This is a genomic window from Lewinella cohaerens DSM 23179, assembly GCF_000379805.1.
GTDB classification, from domain to species: Bacteria; Bacteroidota; Bacteroidia; order Chitinophagales; family Saprospiraceae; genus Lewinella; species Lewinella cohaerens.
Genome location: NZ_KB903599.1, coordinates 1 through 2,117, shown reverse-complemented (window position 1 = coordinate 2,117; position 2,117 = coordinate 1). Strand labels below are relative to the sequence as shown.

Annotated in this window: 3 protein-coding genes; 2 read left to right on the top strand and 1 reads right to left on the bottom strand. The window is 36.6% G+C overall.

Going from position 1 to position 2,117, the window contains the following annotated elements:
* Window positions 1-112: 112 nt before the first annotated feature.
* Both A3EU_RS32005 and A3EU_RS34900 read left to right on the top strand, forming a co-directional pair.
* On the top strand, window positions 113-1,111 hold the full coding sequence (locus tag A3EU_RS32005; protein ID WP_020539245.1) for an alpha/beta hydrolase: 999 nt from the start codon (window positions 113-115) through the stop codon (window positions 1,109-1,111).
* A gap of 3 nt (window positions 1,112-1,114) precedes the next feature.
* Complete coding sequence (locus A3EU_RS34900; protein WP_020539244.1) at window positions 1,115-1,354, top strand: tetratricopeptide repeat protein; 240 nt, start codon at window positions 1,115-1,117, stop codon at window positions 1,352-1,354.
* Window positions 1,355-1,924: 570 nt separating this feature from the next.
* Here A3EU_RS34900 and A3EU_RS34895 read toward each other — a convergent pair.
* Window positions 1,925-2,117, bottom strand: a 193-nt coding sequence (locus A3EU_RS34895; protein WP_044087110.1) for a hypothetical protein, incomplete at its 5' end; no start/stop codon positions are given.

Below are 2,117 nucleotides of genomic sequence, written 5' to 3'. Positions count from 1 at the left end.
GCGAACCTCGTACAACACGGGACATGCGGAAATTCAAAAATTTTTTCGGCTGCGCCGAAAATTTCCGAACTTCGCATGTCCCGAAAAACGTTAGCCTCAATAAAAAACTCGAATGAAAAAATATATCTTATTAATCACAATTGGATCAATCTGCTCTTTCTTTCAAGAAATATCGGCACAATCGAAGGCATTTGAAACAGAAATTATTGATTCCGTATATTCAGAGTTATTCAAAGAATATCGAGAATTTTGGGTTAAACTCCCTGAGAATTATAACCCAAATAGTAGTGTAAAATATCCTGTTGTTTATTTGTTAGATGGGTTTTCTTTGAAAGAAAATTTAGAAGCAGTTTATGACAATTATTGGGGACATTATTTGCCTCATATGATTCTAATTGGAATTTCTAACAAAACTAACAGGATACGGGACTTAACTACTTCACAGATTAAAATGAGGCGTGGGCAGGCAATGGATGAAGATACTGGCGGTGCTGAAAACTTCACCCAATTTATTGAAAAAGAACTAATCCCATACATTGACAACAAATATCCCACTACGCCTTACCGTACATTAATTGGCCATTCATATGCAGGACTGTTTACGATAAATATGCTGATTAATCATAAGCATGTTTTTGAAAATTTTATTGCTATAGATCCAAGTATCGAATGGGATAATCAAAAATTATTGAACGAAGCCAAGCAAAAACTGATTTCAGATAATTATGAAGGTAAATCACTTTTCGTTTCTTTAGCAGCAGAACAGCTACATATGTGGGATGAAGAAATAACCATGGAGAATATTATGGACGACTCTTCAGAATTCACTTTGTTTGCACGTTCAATCATTGACTTTTCAACTTTTGCGACCTCTCAAAAACAGAGTGGATTAAATTTCTCATGGAAGGTGTACAATGAAGATTTACATGGTACCGTTCCGCTACCATCAATAAGAGATGGATTGATTTTTCTTTTTAAATGGTACCAGTTTAAATCTCCGCAAAAATATAATAATCCTGAAACGAAAGTAGAAGAATTGGTTGAGCTATTGGAAAAACAAGAAGAAATCTATTCAACGCATTTCGGTTATCCCTTCCCTCCAATGATTTAGGAAATGTTTAGTGGCTATGGTTATATGAATTTAGAAATGGGGCAACCTGAAAAGGCATTTATGTTTTTCAAATCGAATATTGAATATTATCCCAAAAGCGCGAGCGCCTATAATTCAATGGCTGATTATTATGAGGCTAAAAATGACGATGCCAATGCTTTAAAATATGTAACCAGGGCATTTGAACTAAGTGGAGAAAATCAATATGAAGACAGAATGAAAGAACTTGAAAAAAAGAACTGAGGCTAACAAAGTGCAAAACGGCTATAGCCGCTAAACGCGTCTACATCGTTTGCACCGAGCGTTACTAACCACCCATGAAGTAGAATTTGTGTTATTTTCTCGAGTTGCAACGATCGATTGATTTTTCATGTTTACGTCTGTGTTCGCCAAAAAAGGCAAAGCACGTCTCAATAATTTTAAACTTCAAAAAAGTCAATCACGATAGAAAGCCGTCTTTTTCCCACCTTAAATAATTACACACTTAACGAGCGCAAACATTTCGTGTTCGTCCTCAATGGTTGAAAGCTTTTACATTTAATCGTTAGTTTTCTTACATTTTACGATCCAGAGTTCCAAATTACGTAACTCTTTGACAATCAAAGAGTGGTGGGAAAAGACTCAAATTGAGGATAAAAAAAGTCAGCGAGTTTATATTTTAAATAAGTAGAGTAGAGTGCAACGGATTCAATTAGACAAGCAAATTAAACGAACTCAGCAAGAAACTCGCATGACGTATCTCGCTCAAAAGATTGGTAGATATATTTTGGAATAAATATCTCGGAAAAGCCTAATTTTAGTGGCGAACAAGCCTTACACAATACGCATTAAAAAGACGGTAAGTAACATTGCGTATGAAAACATTTCTCTCACAGCCCTAACGGAGCTGGAAAGAAACGCTTCATACGCACACCGTTGCCCAAGATACTCCGCTTCGCTGCGCATCTTGGGCAACGTTTTTCGGGCAAGCCCGTGTGGCACAAGCTTCTCCGCTGCGCTGCGAACC